The sequence below is a fragment of the Lichenicoccus sp. genome, from assembly GCF_965276875.1.
In the GTDB taxonomy this organism is placed as follows: domain Bacteria; phylum Pseudomonadota; class Alphaproteobacteria; order Acetobacterales; family Acetobacteraceae; genus Lichenicoccus.
The window spans coordinates 2346990-2361651 of record NZ_OZ255701.1; the positions used below are offsets into that span (position 1 = coordinate 2346990).

Here is a 14662-nt window from a genome sequence, read left to right on the forward strand (position 1 = left end):
GGTCTAGCCGAGCGCCGCCTGCACGAGCGCCGCCGCCTTGCCATATGGCGCGAAGAACGCGTCGATATGGTCGCCCTCTCCGCGCACGACGACACCGCGCTGGTTGGAGAACTCCCTAAAGCCTTCAATGCCGTGATGGCGGCCCATGCCGCTCATCCCGACTCCGCCGAAGGCGAGAGACGGTAGCGCGCCCTGCAGGGCACAGGTATTGACCGCAGCACCGCCGGAGGTGATCTGCCCGAGAACATGCGCGATCGTGGCCTGGTCGTCGCCGAACACATACAAGCCGAGCGGCCGCTCTGAGGCATTGATCATCGCCACAGCCTCGTTGAGGTCGTCATAGGGCACGACCGGAAGGATCGGGCCGAAGATCTCTTCCTGCATGATGCGCAGGTCGGCTTTCGGGTCGATCACCAGCGAGATCGGCATCCGCCTTGTCTGTCGGTCGATCGCGCCATTCGGCTCGAGTGGTACGATCGTGCTGGCACGGTCGCGCGCTTCGTCCAAGAGGTCACAGAGGCGGTCAAGGTGGCGCTCCGAAATGATCCCTGTGCAATCCTCGCTTTGGGAATAATTTTCCGCCACGCGCGCCATGAACGCTTTCGACAGGCTGACGAAGTGGTCGACATCGGCGCGTGGCACCAGGCAGTAATCGACGGAGATGCACATCTGACCGTTCTTGACGGTCTTGGTGCCGATGACGGAGTCGACATTGGCGGCGGTGACCGAACCTGGTGTCAGCAGCGCCGGGCATTTGCCCCCCAACTCGAGCGTCACCGGCGTGAGATTGCGCGCGGCCGCCTGCATGATCTGCCTGCCGACATTGGGGCTGCCGGTATAGAGAAGATGGTCCCAGCGCAGCTCCGAGAAGGCGCGAGCCAAGTCCAGGCCGCCGACCACGACATGGACCAATGTCGGCTCGAAGGTCTTGGCCACCATCTCTCGCAGCAGCGCCGCACAGGCCGGCGTAAACTCCGAAGGCTTGACGATGACCCGATTGCCTGCCGCCAGCATCTCGATCATCGGTCCGACCGACAGGTCAAAGGGGAAGTTCCAGGGCACGATATTGCCGACGACTCCCTTCGGCTGGCTCTGGATGTAGGCCTGTGCCGTGCCAAGCATGGCCGCGTCGACGTCGCGCGGCGACGGACGCATCCATTCCTCCAGCCGTTCGAGGACGTAGTTGGCGCGGGCAACCGGGCCCAGCACCTCGATGAGATCGGAGGCCGGTACCGGATGGCAGCCGAAATCCTGACTGAGGGCCGCGCTGATCTGCTCGCGGTGACCGAGCAGCATGCCCATGAGCTTGCCGATTCGCGACTTGCGTTCGGCAAGGTCAGGCTGGCGATCCGCATGGAACGCCGCGCGCTGTGCCGCGAAGGCGGCATGGAGCTCCGCAATCGCCGCCTCGTCGCTCGTCGAAGCAGATCCGAACGAGGGTGGCGCCTTATCCAGGATGGACATTCTGGTTTCCTTCCGATGTTGCTCTTAAGTGTTGTGCTCGAAGTCGTGGCGTGGCTTTGCCATCTTCCGCAAGCCGTCTCGACGACCTCGAGCGATGTTCGATTAAATACCACAAGCGAAGCCATGATAAGGCTTGCGGGTAGAATTCCTGGCCGGTCCCGGTGAGAGGCGGTGCAGTCCAAGCCGTCGCAAGCGCACAAAAGTATCAAATTGCGGCCCTGATCCAGGTAGTTGGAAGGCAGCGGATACCCTATGATCCTTCCCAACACTGAGATCCGTAGCCGCGGCGCTGCCTGCGAGCTCAACGGACAATGGGAGGACACACGGGTGCGCGTTGCACGCACGACCACCAGTTTCACTCGGATTGATGCCGCGTTGCGATATAGCCGCGACTGCAGAAACCTTGTGCCGCGCAACGTTTTAAGAGCGTTCTGAGTGCTATGCCACGAGCCTAGCCAGGCAGTCCTGGGGGCGCTATCTTCACTATAGAAACGGAGAAACACGAATGAACGGTGTCACATCGAAGGCGGTCGGCGCGGCGGCGCTGGCGTTGGGGCTGCTCAACGGCACAGCCGCCTTCGCAGCAAACGTCTCCCACGCCAAGGTGGCATTCCTGATGCCGGACGAGGGCTCGACCCGCTACACGGAGCACGACCATCCCGGCTTCGTCGCCGAGATGAAGAAGCTCTGCCCGGGCTGCACGGTGCTCTACCAGAACGCGGACGCCGATGCGGCGCGCCAGCAGCAGCAGTTCAACTCGGTGATTTCCCAGGGTGCAAAGGCGATCGTTCTCGATCCGGTCGACTCCACCTCGGCCGCGTCGCTGGTCCATGAGGCGCAGAGCCAGGGCATCAAGGTGATCGCCTATGATCGGCCGATCCCGTCCGCCAAGGCCGACTACTATGTCTCGTTCAACAATCAGCAAATCGGCAAGACGATCGCGCAATCGCTGGTCAAGCATCTCAAGGCGACCAATGTGCCGACCACCGGCGACGGTGTCCTCGAGGTCAATGGCTCGCCCACCGATGCCGCGGCCGGCCTGATCAAGAAGGGTGTTCACCAGGGCCTCGCCGGCAGCGGCTACAAGACGCTCGCCGAATACGACACCCCCGACTGGGAGCCCTCGAAGGCACAGCAGTGGGTCAGTGGCCAGATCTCGCGCTTCGGCAAGAAGATCGTCGGCGTGGTCGCGGCCAATGACGGCACCGGCGGTGGCGCGATCGCGGCCTTCAAGGCGGCTGGCGTCAATCCGGTCCCGCCGGTCACCGGCAACGACGCCACCATCGCCGGATTGCAGCTCATTATCGCCGGCGACCAGTACAACACCATCTCCAAGCCGAGCGAAATCGTCGCGGCCGCCGCGGCGAAGGTCGCCATGAGCCTGCTCCGGGGCGAGACACCAAAGGCCGACACCACCTTGTTCGGCACGCCGACGCAGCTCTTCACCCCGACGTTGATCACCGCCGGCGACATCAAGGCGGATATCATCAACAAGAAGGTCAATGGCCAGCCGATCGAGCCGGCTTCCGTGCTCTGCACCGGCCGCTACTCCGCGGGTTGTGAGAAGCTCGGCATCTCGACGCCCTGAAGCACGTTGTTCAGCGACCCCCGCACATCCTAAGACAGGTATGCGGGGGCGCTGGACGCTCTCTCTTCATCGGCCCTATCCTCCAGACGTCTAAAAGGTTGCCCGCATGACAGAACCTTCGCAGCGGCCGGTGCCTGCAAGCGAGGTCGTGCTTAGCCTCAGCGGCATCTCCAAGAATTTCGGCGCGGTCTCCGCACTCACTGATATCGATCTGGAGGTGCACGCGGGAGAGGTGGTGGCACTGGTCGGCGATAACGGCGCCGGCAAGTCGACTCTGGTCAAGATCCTGGCCGGCGTCCACCAGGCCAGTTCCGGTACAATGACCTTTCGCGGCAAACCCGTGACCCTCGCCGATCCGAGTGCGTCGCTTTCGCTTGGTATCGCCACGGTCTTTCAGGACCTGGCACTTTGCGAGAACCTGGACGTGGTCGCCAACATCTTCCTCGGCAAGGAATTGCATCCGGTGCAGCTCGACGAGGTCGCCATGGAAACCCGCGCCTGGACGTTGCTGCGCGAGCTGTCGGCACGCATCCCGAGCGTGCGCGAGGCGGTGGTCTCGCTCTCCGGCGGTCAGCGCCAGACGGTCGCCATCGCACGGTCGCTGCTTCTCGATCCCAAGCTCATCCTGCTCGACGAGCCCACCGCGGCCCTCGGCGTCGCGCAGACCGCCGAGGTGCTCGACCTGATCGAACGGGTGCGCGATCGCGGCCTCGGTGTCGTGATGATCAGCCATAACATGGAGGACGTGCGCGCCGTCGCTGACCGTATCGTCGTGCTGCGGTTGGGCCGCAACAACGGCACCTTCTATCCCGATGCCTCAAACCAGGAATTGGTCAGCGCCATTACCGGCGCCTCGGACAATTCGGTGTCGCGCAGGTCTGGGCGGCGCCGTGCCCAGCATGAACTCACCCAGGAACAACACCCTTGAGCACTGACAGCACCGGCAATCTCAAGGCGAGCCCGCCAACCGGCCCGTTGCTCGATCGAAGCGACGAGCGGGTAAAGCATGCCACCGGCTTTGGTGGCGCGATCCGGGCCTTTCTCGATCGCGTCCGGTCCGGCGAACTCGGCGCACTGCCGGTCGTCATCGGCCTGGTGATCATCTGGACCGTGTTCGAGAGCCTCAACACGGTGTTCCTGTCGAGCAACAACCTGGTCAACCTGCTGTTCGACTCCTCGACCGTTGGCGTGATCTCGCTCGGCATCGTCTGCATCCTGATGGTCGGCGAGATCGACCTGTCGGTCGGCTCGATGAGCGGCTTCGCCTCGGCGATGGTCGGCGTGCTCTGGGTCAACACAGGCTGGCCGGTATGGCTCGCGGTGCTCGCCGCACTCGCGGCAGGGGCGATCGTCGGCCTGATCTACGCGCAGCTCTTCAACCGTTTCGGCATGCCGAGCTTCGTCTCGACCCTGGCCGGTCTGCTCGCCATCCTGGGCCTGCAGCTCTACATCCTCGGCCAGAGCGGATCGATCAACCTGCCCTACGGTTCGGCAATGGTGAATATCGGCCAGTCCTTGTTCATGCCGCACATCGTCGCCTTCATCATCGCACTCGTACCCGGCATCGTTATCTTTGCCACCGGCTACCGGACCGCGGTACGCCGTCGTCAGGCCGGCCTGTCGGCGCAGTCGCTCAATGCGATGCTGATCCGCGCGCTGGTGCTCACGGTCGTGCTCGAGGTGATTGCGTTCTATCTCAATCTGGATCGCGGCGTGCCATGGATGTTCGGCTTCTTCGTCGGCCTGGTCGTGGCATTGAACTATGCGCTGACCCGGACGATCTGGGGACGCTGGATCACCGCGGTCGGTGGCAACCGTGAGGCAGCGCGGCGCGCCGGTATCAACGTCAGGCTGATCTATACCAGCGCCTTCGTGCTCTGCTCGGTGCTTGCGGCCATCGGCGGCGTGCTCTCGTCGGCACGCCTGGCCTCCGCAAGCCAGCAGGCCGGCACCGGTGACGTCAACCTCGACGCGATCGCGGCGGCGGTCATCGGCGGCACGAGCCTGTTCGGCGGTCGCGGCAGCGCCTACTCAGCACTTCTTGGCATCATCGTCATCGAGTCGATTTCCAATGGGCTGACGCTGCTCGATCTTTCGTCTTCGTTGCGTTACATGATCACCGGCGGCGTGCTCGCCATTGCGGTCATCGTCGACTCGCTGGCACGGCGCTCACGCGTGTCGCATGGTCGCGCCTGATCACAAGGATTTCTGCAAGGCGGTGGTGGAGCTGAGGGGAATCGAACCCCTGACCTCCTCATTGCGAACGAGGCGCTCTACCAACTGAGCTACAGCCCCGCCTTGCAGGGGCCGGAAAATAGCCAAGGCCGGGTTTAAGTCAAGCACTGCCGCAGGATCCCGACGTTGCGCAGCCCTGCCGGTGTCGCTAGCTTCCGGCATCCTCTGCGGAGCGTTTGCGCGTGCTTCTGGCCAGTATTTTCCGGCTTCTTTTCCTGCTGATCAGCCTCTTCTCCTGGGCGATCATCCTTTCGGCGGTATTCAGCATGCTGTTTGCCTTCGGGGTGCTCGACACCCGCAACCGTCTGGTCTGGAGCATAGGCAACTTCCTCAACCGCCTCACCGACCCAGTGCTGGCGCCGGTCCGCAGGGTGCTGCCGCTGTTCGGCAACATCGACCTGTCGCCTCTGGTGGTGCTGCTCCTGCTGCAATATGTCGTGTCGCCGTTGCTGGCCGAACTTGAAATGCGAATTGCCATGACCGGGTTCGATGCAGGCGGGTCCTGAACGCAGTCCTTGATTCCCAACCACCAAATCGCTAAGTGAGCGATCGGCGCGCCGCGCGCGCTCGATATGTCCATACCCTTTTGAGGGTTTTCCTGGCGCGGACGGGATGCCGCCACCGCAGGAACGACGTCATCGGCCCATAACGCGACTCCATCCCCCCAGGCCGTGGCGGCCCGAATGGCTTCGGTAAGCCATCCCTTCTTCAATCCATCCGCGATCATGCGTGCTTGAACCTTCCCTTGTTCGGAATGGTCCTGTTCGAGCGTGATCCTGACCCTGGCGCCAGGAGGCGCCCCGAATGACCAGTTTTGCCGATCTCAAACTCGCCGAACCCTTGCTGCGTGCACTTCACGAAGAGGGTTATACGGAGCCGACGCCGATCCAGGTGGGTGCGATCCCGCATCTGCTGCATGGCCGCGACCTGCTGGGCCTAGCCCAGACCGGCACCGGCAAGACCGCGGCGTTCGCGCTGCCGATCCTGCAACGGCTCTCCAGCCATCGCCACCCGGCCAAGCCAAAAGGCGCGCGCGTCCTGGTGCTGGCGCCGACTCGCGAGCTTGCCTCGCAGATCGACGCCAGCTTTGTCACCTACGGCCGCCACATGCGCCTGTCGCACGCCGTCGTGTTCGGCGGTGTTGGCCAGGGACGCCAGGTTGATGCGCTGCGACGCGGCGTCGATGTGCTGGTCGCAGCCCCCGGGCGCCTACTCGACCTGATCGGGCAGGGCCATATCGACCTGTCCTCGGTCGAGGTGCTGGTGCTCGACGAAGCCGACCGCATGCTCGATATGGGCTTCGTTCGCGATATTCGTCGCGTCGTCTCGATGCTGCCGCGCGAGCGTCAGACCCTGCTGTTCTCCGCCACCATGCCGAAGAGCATCGCTGAACTCGCGTCCGGACTACTGCGCGACCCGGCGCGCGTCGAAGTGACGCCGCCCTCGACCACCGTCGAGCGGGTCCGCCAGGCGGTGATGTTCGTCGAGGAAAGCGACAAGAAGGCAGCCACACTGATGCTGCTGAAATCGCCCAAGGTGCAGCGCGCCATCGTCTTTACCCTGATGAAGCACGAAGCCAACAAGGTCTCGGAGTTCCTCTGCAAGTCGGGGATCGTCGCCGAGGCGATCCACGGCAACAAGTCCCAGGGAGCGCGCGAGCGGGCGATGGCCGGGTTCCGCTCCGGTCAGGTCAAGGTGCTCGTCGCCACCGACATCGCCGCGCGCGGCATCGACGTCGACGATGTGAGCCACGTGTTCAACTATGATCTGCCCAACGTACCGGAAAGCTACGTGCACCGGATCGGCCGCACCGCGCGTGCCGGGCGGGACGGCTGGGCGGTCTCGCTATGCGACTCCGAGCAGCGCGCCTGGCTACGCGACATCGAACGCGAGATTGGTCAAAATATTCCGGTGTTCGCCGATCATCCACACCATTCCGAGGGGGCGCGCCAATCGACCAAGCGGCCGCCTGTATTGGGCGGCGGTGGCGGCCAGAGAGGCGGCCGCAATCAGGGCCGCGGCGGCCGCCCAGGAGCGCGGCGCGCCGCCTGACGCAAAAAATTCTTGTGCGGCGCAACAAAGGTGTTGACGTGGCACCAGGGCGCTGCCATTATCACAACCGCGGCGCTGCTTAGGCGCGCCGCATCTTGGACGTTTCCTCCCTAAACTTGGGCGGCGCCTCGTGCGCCGCCTTTTTTTTGGCATCAGCGCGGTTTGCCCGCAGTCTGAGCATCCTTGGTGCTGCATTCCCGTTAACGCCAGGACGGTCCCTATCCGCCCGAGGTGAACGATGCTGATTTCGACGCGCCTGCATGGGGTGATCGACTACGCCGCAGCCTCACTGCTTGGCATGCTCGCAACACGACGGGTGCTGACCGCTCCGGTGAGCCGCAGCCTGGGCATCGTCAGCCTGGTCCATGCCGGCTATGCCACGCAGACCGACTACGAGGCTGGTCTCGCAGCCAAGCTCACCATGCGCCAGCACCTTGCTCTCGACACGGTTGGTGCCGCCGCGTTGTGCGCTGCCGGCGCCCTGTTGCGTGGACAGCCGGCTTGGCAGCGTGGGCTGCTGATCGGACTGGGTCTTGCCGAGCTCGTGACGGTCAATCTCAGCAGCGCCGAACCGATGAGCGGACCCGGGCAGAATGCCGGGCCGGTCGACCGTCTCCTGCAGAACCCGGCGCTCCCCGACGACCAGGTCGGCTATCCGCCGCTCGACACGCCAAAGCCCGTGGCACCCGACATCTTCGTCATCGACAGCCTGCTGCCTGGGCAAATCGGCCGCGTATTGCCGGTCCGGATGACGGTCATTCGATTGCCGAACGACGATCTGATTCTGGTCTCGCCGACCCGCTTCAGCGCCGAGTTACGCGACAAGCTCGAGATGCTGGGCCGGATACGCCATCTGGTGGCGCCAAGCCTGGTGCATTGGATGTTTCTCAAGGACTGGCAGAGCGCGTGTCCGGACACGACAAGCTGGGCGGCGCAGGGGCTGCGTGGACGCGGACAGGTACGCAGGAGCGGTGTTCGCCTGGATCGCGACCTCAGCGACATCTCCCCGCCGGAATGGGGCGGCGTGATTGAGATGGAGACGATTACGGGCAGTTTCGGCTTTCGCGAGACGGCCTTGTTCCATACGCCGACACGCACGCTGCTGTTGGCTGACCTGGTCATCAACCTCGAGATCTGGAAGCTGCCGGTGCTGGTCCGTCCGCTGGTGCGGATGTTCGGGTCCATGGCGCCGGACGGAATGCCGCCGCCTTATGTCAGGGCGATCGTGCGCGGCGGCCGACCGGCGGCAATCGCCGCGGCCCGGCGCCTGATCGGCCGACAGCCGGAACGAGTGATTTTCGCGCACGGACGATGGTTCGAGACCGATGCGACCGTGGCGCTGCAGCGCTCATTGCGCTGGCTCCTGTGATGCGTTCAGGCGGTAGCCTTGGGCCGGCCGCGACGGCGTGGTTCCGAGGCATTGTCGGCCTTGCGGCCTAAACCGATCTCCTTGGCAAGATCGCTGCGGCGCTCCGCATAAGACGGGGCAACCATCGGGTACTCGCGCGGCAGACCCCAGCGCTCCCGATACTGGTCGGGGGTCATGCTGTAGGCGCTCTGCAGATGCCGCTTGAGCATCTTGAGCTTCTTGCCGTCCTCCAGGCAGACGATGTAGTCCGGAAAGACGCTCTTCTTGATCGGGACCGCCGGTACCGGCTTTTCGGGAGCGGCCGCCTCGATAACGCCGCCCTTGAGTGCGCTCAGCGTCTTGAAGACGTCTTGAATGAGGCCGGGCAGGGCCGAGGCATCGACGGTATTGTTCGATACATGCGCGCTCACGATCTGGGCGGCGAGTTCCAACGGCTCAACGGCATCATCTGACATTAAAATATACCCGCGGTCTGGACTTGCGAACATAGCGACGAGTTGCGCTTTTAACAATCGCGGCGCCTCGACGCGCTAACCAATAGTTTTTATGCTTAAGCTGTTCGTCTCCCGGTTGACAACGGCCAGTCTTCGGATCACCAGCCAAGGCCGGGGAGGCCTCAATGCCGCGTCTCGACATCGCCGTGCGAGGCTTGTTCGCAACGCCCGTGGCTGCGGTCGTGGTTCCGGACAGTGCGGAGCGCAATCGCGAACTGACCGAAATCATTCTGCGCAGGCGGGCTGCCACGCCATCGATCCAGGCCTCCAACGCCGGCGGCTGGCACTCCGATCGCGACATCGCAAATTGGGGCGGTACGCGTGTCAACGAAGTGCTGGATCTCGGCCGCCAGGTAGCCAACCAGCTCACGGCCGATCGAGGTGGCCGCAGAATCAGCCCCAAATGGTCGCTCCAGGCCTGGGCCAACGTCAATGGACCGGGCGACGGCAATATCAGCCATTACCATCCCGGCAGCTTCTGGTCGGGGACATACTATGTGGAGGATGGCGGCTGCGGTGCCGACCCAAACCTCGGCGGCGAGTTCGAAATGCTCGATCCGCGCGGTCCGGGTCCGGGGATGTATGCGCCGGCGCTGCAATTCGCCGCCGAGGGCGTGGCCGCCGCCGGCGCCGGCGAGACCATCCGGCCGAAGCCTGGGCTGTTGTTCGTGTTTCCGTCATGGCTGTTGCATCAGGTCCGGCCGTATCGCGGCAACGGCCTGCGGATTTCCATCGCCTTCAACCTGGGTTTGCCCAGACCGGGCGTCGAATGAAAGAGCAGCCAAATCCGATCTCGCGCCGTCAGCGTGACATCGCGGCATTGATCCGTCAGAGCGGTCGCGTCGCGGTCGACGAACTTGCCGCGCGCTTCGATGTCACCGCGCAGACCATCCGGCGCGACCTCGCCGAACTCAGCGGCGCCCGGATCATCACCCGCACGCATGGCGGTGCGGTGGTCGCCTCGGGGGTCGAAAACCTTGCCTACGATGCCCGCAAGCTGGTCGCCCACGACGCCAAGGCGCGCATCGGCCAGGCCGCGGCCAAGCTGATCCCCGACCACTCCTCTTTGTTCATCAATCTCGGCACCACGACCGAGGAGGTGGCACAGTGCATCGCCGGCCACGAGGGTCTGCTGGTGGTGACCAATAACATCAACGTCGCCAACGCGCTGTATCGCAACAGTTCGATCAGCGTCATCATCACCGGTGGCACCATACGCGCCAGCGACGGTGGCATCGTCGGGCGCATGGCGGCCGAGACCGTTCGCCAGTTCAAGGTCGACACAGCCATCATCGGCACCTCGGCGATCGACGAGGACGGTACCCTGCTCGATTACGATTTGCGCGAGGTGCAGGTCTCGCGCGCCTTCATCGAGAACGCGCACCGGGTCGTGCTGGTGACCGACAGCAGCAAGTTCAGCCGGCGTGCGCCCGTGCGGATCGGCCGGCTGGACGAGATCGACGTGCTGGTCACCGAGCGACTGCCGAGTGTGGCCGTCGCCGAAATGTGCGAGCGCCTGAAGATCGAGGTGATCGAGACCGGGGCGCCGGAGGCAGCCTGCCCCGTACGGGACACCAGCGACGATTGATCATTATGATCGTTCTGGCGCGCGTTTTTTGCGCTTGTGCTTTCGTTTTGTTCGTGGGCTAACTGACTCGATCAGCTGCGCAATGGACGCACGCTTGCAGGAGCCCTTTGTCCTTGGATCTAAGCCCCTCTGGCCTGACCCATGACATCGCCATCATAGGTGGCGGCATTAACGGCTGCGGCATCGCCCGCGACGCCGCCGGTCGCGGCTGGAGCGTGTTCCTGTGCGAACAGAACGACCTCGGTTCGGGGACATCGAGCGCCTCGACCAAGCTGGTGCATGGCGGGCTGCGTTATCTCGAGCAGTACGAGTTCCGACTGGTGCGCGAGGCGCTGCTCGAGCGCGAGGTGCTTTGGGGCATCGCCCCGCATATCATCTGGCCGCTGCGTTTCGTGCTGCCCTACCATCGCAAGCTGCGGCCGCGCTGGCTGCTCCGGCTGGGCCTGTTCCTCTACGACCATATCGGCGGCCGCAAGAAGCTGCCGCCGACGCGGGTCGTCCGCCTTGATCGTGATGAGACCGGCAAGCCGCTCAAGCCGGAGTTCAAGCGTGGCTTCGAATATTCCGACTGCTGGGTCGAGGATTCGCGTCTTGTGGTGCTGAACGCACGCGCCGCCGCCGATCTCGGGGCCACCATCGCCACCCGTAGCCGCTGCCTGTCGGCCGCACGGCAAGACGGGTTATGGCATGTGGTCGTGCAAGGCACGCAGGACGCGGCCCCGTACGAGATCAGGGCACGCTGCCTGATCAACGCGGCGGGCCCCTGGGTCGGCGATGTATCGCAACTGGTGATGCGCGACAATCACCGCACACCGGTACGTCTGGTGCAGGGCAGCCATATCGTCGTGCCGAAGCTCTACGATCACGACGGCTGCTACATTTTCCAGAACGCGGACAAGCGCATCTTCTTCGTCATCCCATACGAGCAGCATTTCACCCTGATCGGCACCACGGATCGCGACTACAGCGGCGATGTCGCGGCGGTCCACGCGACCGACGAGGAAATTGCTTATCTGTGCCGGTCGACCTCCGAATATCTACGCTGCCCGGTGACGCCCGACATGGTGGTTTGGACCTATTCTGGCGTGCGGCCGCTGTTCGACGAGAGCGGCGATGGCACCGCGCAGGCGACGACACGCGACTACGTCCTCAAGCTCGACGCGCCATCCGGCGAGCCGGCGCTGCTTTCCGTGTTTGGCGGCAAGATCACCACCTATCGCCGTCTTGCCGAGGCAGCACTTGCCAAGCTTGCGCCGCATCTTCCGCGCGCCCCAGGGCAGCCCGAGGGCTGGACCGGACGCACAAAGCTGCCGGGCGGGGATTTCCCGACTGACGGTGTCGAGGCCTTGCTGGCCGCGGCAGCCAAAACCTATCCCTTCCTCACCGCGACGCATCTGCGCCGGCTGTTGCGCGCCTACGGCACGCGCATGCACGACATTCTTGCGGGAGCCCGTTGCCTCGCCGATCTCGGGCAGCTTTATGGCGCCGATTTCACCGAGGCGGAGCTGCGTTACCTGGTGCAGGTCGAATGGGTGCGGACTGCCGCGGACGCGGTATGGCGACGCAGCAAGCTTGGATTGAGGCTTGCGCCAGAGCAAATTGCCAGGATTGATGAGGCCCTGATACGGATGGCGGCAGCGCCGGCTGCGTTCGAGGAGCATCGCCAATGAGCCTGGTGCTCGACCGGGTCGGCCTCCGTCTCGGCGAAGACATCCATATCGACGATGTCTCGCTGACCTTCGAGCGCGGCACGATGAACATCCTGCTTGGGCCGACCCTCGCCGGCAAGACAACGCTGATGCGCCTGATGGCGGGCCTCGACAAACCCACCATGGGCGCCATCCAGGTCAACGGAAAAAACGTCGCCAACATACCGGTGCGCAAGCGCTCAGTGGCCATGGTCTATCAGCAGTTCGTCAACTATCCCTCACTCACCGTCTACGAGAATATCGCCTCGCCGTTGCGGGTCGCGCGCCTGGGCGCATCAGAGATCGAGGCGCGGGTGCGTGAGGCCTCACGCGTGCTGCAGCTTGATGCATTTCTCAAGCGCCTGCCGGCGCAGCTCTCCGGCGGCCAGCAGCAGCGCGTCGCCATCGCCCGCGCGCTGGTCAAGCGGGCCGACCTGGTTCTGCTCGACGAGCCGCTCGCCAATCTCGACTACAAGCTGCGCGAGGAGCTGCGCGAGGAACTGCCGCGGCTGTTCGCCGCCAGCGGCGCGATCCTGGTCTACGCGACTACCGAACCGAGTGAGGCGCTGCTGCTTGGCGGCATGACGGCGACGCTCTGGCAGGGCCGCGTCACTCAGGTGGGCGAGACCCCGCGGGTCTATCGGCGCCCGGCCAACATTGATGCGGCACGGGTATTCTCCGATCCGCCGCTCAACGAATTGGCCGTCACCCGGCGTGCCGATACGATCAGCTTCGGCGACGGCCGCACGGCGCCCGCGTCCGACCTGCTGCCCGATGTCCCGGACGGAAGCTACGTGGTGGGTTTCCGCGTCGAGCACGCCTTGATCTATCGCCCTGAGGACAATCAGGGCGGCTTCGCCGGCACTGTCTCCGTGACCGAAATCAGTGGCTCGGAGAGCTTCGTGCATGTCGATCTCGGTTTCGCCACCTGGGTGGCGTTGGTCCTGGGGGTGCATGAGTGGGAGCCGGGATTGCCTGCCGAGATCGCCATCGATCCACGTAGCCTGTTCGTTTTCTCCGAGGACGGTGCGTTGATCGCCGCCCCCAGAAATCCCGCCGACGCGGTGCCGCTGCCGGTTGGGGTGGCTTGAGCGAACGCATGGCAACCATAACCCTCGATCACATCGCCCACGCCTACGACTCCTCCGGGAGCACGGAGCGGAAATACGCCCTCAAGCCGCTCGACTATGTCTGGCAGAATGGTCGCGCCTATGCCCTGCTCGGACCGTCCGGCTGTGGCAAGACGACGCTGCTGAACATTATCTCCGGTCTGGTGGTGCCCTCCGACGGACGGCTGTTGTTCGACGGTGTCGATGTCACCAGGATGGCGACCGAGAAGCGCAACATCGCCCAGGTATTCCAGTTTCCGGTCATCTACGACACCATGTCGGTGGCCCAGAACCTGGCGTTTCCGTTGCGCAATCGTGGCATGAACCGGGCGTCGATCGCGGCCCGCGTCGACGAGATCGCAGGATTGCTCGATCTGCGGCCGGTGTTGCAGCGCCGCGCACGCGGTCTGACCGCCGATGCCAAGCAGAAGATCTCGCTGGGTCGCGGCCTGGTGCGCGCCGATGTCTCTGCCGTGCTGTTCGACGAACCGCTGACCGTGATTGATCCCGCGCTGAAATGGGAGCTGCGCTCGAAGCTCAAGGAAGTGCATCGCGCACTCGACCTGCTGATGATCTACGTCACCCACGATCAGGTGGAGGCGATGACGTTCGCCGACGAGGTGGTCGTGATGAATGACGGGCAGGTGCTGCAGATCGGCACGCCGGCCGACCTGTTCGAGCGTCCGGCGCACCGTTTCGTCGGCTATTTCATCGGCTCGCCGGGCATGAACTTCGTGCCCGCGATCGTTGACGGCGCCTATGCCTATGCCGGTGACGTGCGCTTCGACCTCGGTCGCCCCTATCCACAGCCGCAGGCCGGCTGTGACGTGCTACTCGGCTTTCGTCCGGATTATGCGTTCCTCTCGTCCTCAGCGGGCATTCCGGTGCGGGTGCTGCGGATCGAGGATCTCGGCAGGCGGCGGCTGGCGCGTGTCGCCATCGGGTCGTTCGAGGCAACGGTGAGCCTGCCGCCGGATGTCACGCTGCACGGGCAGGATGCCTTCCTCGGCATCGCGCCCGAGCAATTGCATGTGTATGTCGACGAGCATCGGATCTCGCATGTTTGACAAACCCT

13 protein-coding genes and 1 tRNA gene are annotated in these 14662 nt (G+C 64.3%); 11 read left to right on the forward strand and 3 right to left on the reverse strand.

Annotation, left to right across the window (positions count from 1 at the left end; all coding sequences use genetic code 11):
- Positions 1-3: 3 nt before the first annotated feature.
- Positions 4-1464, reverse strand: a complete 1461-nt coding sequence (locus ACQY4K_RS11370) for an aldehyde dehydrogenase family protein (protein ID WP_428390321.1) — start codon at positions 1462-1464, stop codon at positions 4-6.
- A gap of 505 nt (positions 1465-1969) precedes the next feature.
- On the opposite strand from ACQY4K_RS11370, the gene ACQY4K_RS11375 reads away from it, so the two are divergent.
- From ACQY4K_RS11375 to ACQY4K_RS11385, 3 genes are all read left to right on the forward strand, one after another.
- Positions 1970-3052, forward strand: a complete 1083-nt coding sequence (locus ACQY4K_RS11375) for an ABC transporter substrate-binding protein (RefSeq protein ID WP_428390322.1) — start codon at positions 1970-1972, stop codon at positions 3050-3052.
- Positions 3053-3158: 106 nt separating this feature from the next.
- Positions 3159-3980 (forward strand): ATP-binding cassette domain-containing protein, encoded by an 822-nt coding sequence (locus ACQY4K_RS11380; protein WP_428390323.1) that lies wholly within the window; start codon positions 3159-3161, stop codon positions 3978-3980.
- Positions 3977-5248, forward strand: coding sequence for a sugar ABC transporter permease (locus tag ACQY4K_RS11385; protein WP_428390324.1), 1272 nt, complete (start codon positions 3977-3979; stop codon positions 5246-5248). The genes ACQY4K_RS11380 and ACQY4K_RS11385 overlap by 4 nt, the downstream gene beginning before the upstream one ends.
- Positions 5249-5271: 23 nt before the next feature.
- On the opposite strand, the gene ACQY4K_RS11390 is transcribed toward ACQY4K_RS11385, so the two are convergent.
- Positions 5272-5347, reverse strand: a tRNA-Ala gene (locus tag ACQY4K_RS11390).
- A gap of 122 nt (positions 5348-5469) precedes the next feature.
- On the opposite strand from ACQY4K_RS11390, the gene ACQY4K_RS11395 reads away from it, so the two are divergent.
- The 3 genes from ACQY4K_RS11395 (at position 5470) to ACQY4K_RS11405 (ending at position 8708) form a co-directional block, all read left to right on the forward strand.
- Positions 5470-5793, forward strand: a complete 324-nt coding sequence (locus ACQY4K_RS11395) for a YggT family protein (protein ID WP_428390325.1) — start codon at positions 5470-5472, stop codon at positions 5791-5793.
- Positions 5794-6091: 298 nt separating this feature from the next.
- Positions 6092-7339 (forward strand): DEAD/DEAH box helicase, encoded by a 1248-nt coding sequence (locus ACQY4K_RS11400; protein ID WP_428390326.1) that lies wholly within the window; start codon positions 6092-6094, stop codon positions 7337-7339.
- Positions 7340-7577: 238 nt separating this feature from the next.
- Positions 7578-8708, forward strand: a complete 1131-nt coding sequence (locus ACQY4K_RS11405) for a DUF4336 domain-containing protein (protein ID WP_428390327.1) — start codon at positions 7578-7580, stop codon at positions 8706-8708.
- A gap of 5 nt (positions 8709-8713) precedes the next feature.
- On the opposite strand, the gene ACQY4K_RS11410 is transcribed toward ACQY4K_RS11405, so the two are convergent.
- Positions 8714-9163 (reverse strand): MucR family transcriptional regulator, encoded by a 450-nt coding sequence (locus tag ACQY4K_RS11410; protein ID WP_428396083.1) that lies wholly within the window; start codon positions 9161-9163, stop codon positions 8714-8716.
- A gap of 164 nt (positions 9164-9327) precedes the next feature.
- On the opposite strand from ACQY4K_RS11410, the gene ACQY4K_RS11415 reads away from it, so the two are divergent.
- From ACQY4K_RS11415 to ACQY4K_RS11435, 5 genes are all read left to right on the forward strand, one after another.
- Complete coding sequence (locus ACQY4K_RS11415; RefSeq protein ID WP_428390328.1) at positions 9328-9975, forward strand: TIGR02466 family protein; 648 nt, start codon at positions 9328-9330, stop codon at positions 9973-9975.
- Positions 9972-10790, forward strand: coding sequence for a DeoR/GlpR family DNA-binding transcription regulator (locus ACQY4K_RS11420; protein ID WP_428390329.1), 819 nt, complete (start codon positions 9972-9974; stop codon positions 10788-10790). Before ACQY4K_RS11415 ends, ACQY4K_RS11420 begins: the two co-directional genes overlap by 4 nt.
- A gap of 113 nt (positions 10791-10903) precedes the next feature.
- On the forward strand, positions 10904-12460 hold the full coding sequence (gene glpD, locus ACQY4K_RS11425; RefSeq protein ID WP_428390330.1) for a glycerol-3-phosphate dehydrogenase: 1557 nt from the start codon (positions 10904-10906) through the stop codon (positions 12458-12460).
- On the forward strand, positions 12457-13569 hold the full coding sequence (locus ACQY4K_RS11430; protein WP_428390331.1) for an ABC transporter ATP-binding protein: 1113 nt from the start codon (positions 12457-12459) through the stop codon (positions 13567-13569). Before glpD ends, ACQY4K_RS11430 begins: the two co-directional genes overlap by 4 nt.
- Positions 13570-13577: 8 nt before the next feature.
- Positions 13578-14654: an ABC transporter ATP-binding protein gene (locus ACQY4K_RS11435; RefSeq protein WP_428390332.1), complete on the forward strand. Its 1077-nt coding sequence runs from the start codon at positions 13578-13580 to the stop codon at positions 14652-14654.
- Positions 14655-14662: the final 8 nt, after the last annotated feature.

Coding starts and splice junctions, on each gene's coding strand:
- ACQY4K_RS11400 (WP_428390326.1), top strand. CDS start 6,092: ATGACCAGTTTTGCCGATCTCAAACTCGCCGAACCCTTGCTGCGTGCA.
- ACQY4K_RS11375 (WP_428390322.1), top strand. CDS start 1,970: ATGAACGGTGTCACATCGAAGGCGGTCGGCGCGGCGGCGCTGGCGTTG.
- ACQY4K_RS11415 (WP_428390328.1), top strand. CDS start 9,328: ATGCCGCGTCTCGACATCGCCGTGCGAGGCTTGTTCGCAACGCCCGTG.
- ACQY4K_RS11380 (WP_428390323.1), top strand. CDS start 3,159: ATGACAGAACCTTCGCAGCGGCCGGTGCCTGCAAGCGAGGTCGTGCTT.
- ACQY4K_RS11420 (WP_428390329.1), top strand. CDS start 9,972: ATGAAAGAGCAGCCAAATCCGATCTCGCGCCGTCAGCGTGACATCGCG.
- ACQY4K_RS11435 (WP_428390332.1), top strand. CDS start 13,578: ATGGCAACCATAACCCTCGATCACATCGCCCACGCCTACGACTCCTCC.
- ACQY4K_RS11410 (WP_428396083.1), bottom strand. CDS start 9,163: ATGTCAGATGATGCCGTTGAGCCGTTGGAACTCGCCGCCCAGATCGTG.
- ACQY4K_RS11430 (WP_428390331.1), top strand. CDS start 12,457: ATGAGCCTGGTGCTCGACCGGGTCGGCCTCCGTCTCGGCGAAGACATC.
- ACQY4K_RS11405 (WP_428390327.1), top strand. CDS start 7,578: ATGCTGATTTCGACGCGCCTGCATGGGGTGATCGACTACGCCGCAGCC.
- ACQY4K_RS11370 (WP_428390321.1), bottom strand. CDS start 1,464: ATGTCCATCCTGGATAAGGCGCCACCCTCGTTCGGATCTGCTTCGACG.